Annotated in this window: 1 protein-coding gene; it reads right to left on the minus strand. The window is 44.6% G+C overall.

Going from position 1 to position 529, the window contains the following annotated elements:
* Positions 1 to 10 precede the first annotated feature (10 nt).
* Positions 11 to 379 (minus strand): 50S ribosomal protein L14, encoded by a 369-nt coding sequence (gene rplN, locus L1D47_RS21065; RefSeq protein ID WP_003783296.1) that lies wholly within the window; start codon positions 377 to 379, stop codon positions 11 to 13.
* Positions 380 to 529 lie beyond the last annotated feature (150 nt).

Consider the following 529-nt stretch of genomic DNA (forward strand, 5'->3'; position numbering starts at 1 on the left):
TTCCTATACCTTATAGCACTTCGGGTGCCAATGAAACAATTTTCATAAAACGCTCAGTACGCAATTCACGCGTTACTGGGCCAAAAATACGCGTACCCATCGGTTCAAGTTTGTTGTTTAACAATACCGCAGCATTGTTATCAAACTTAATCAACGCGCCATCAGGGCGGCGAATGCCTTTTGCAGTGCGAACTACAACAGCATTATACACATCACCCTTTTTCACACGCCCACGAGGAGCAGCATCTTTTACTGCCACTTTAATGATGTCGCCAACATTAGCGTAGCGACGCTTGGAACCGCCCAACACTTTGATACACATTACACGACGTGCACCAGAGTTATCAGCAACATCCAAGATGGTCTGCATTTGAATCATGTTAATAACCTTAAAAAAATCCAACTTAATTTACCACTTTCAACCTGCCCGATACATCTGCTTGACATTCGGACTAGGCTGAAACCTTGCGGTTCTAGTAAACCAGTCTTGGCCCCGAAGGGAAGATGCTCTTGGAACAGAGCTGAAAGA

This window comes from Shewanella sp. Isolate7, assembly GCF_022398425.1.
In the GTDB taxonomy this organism is placed as follows: domain Bacteria; phylum Pseudomonadota; class Gammaproteobacteria; order Enterobacterales; family Shewanellaceae; genus Shewanella.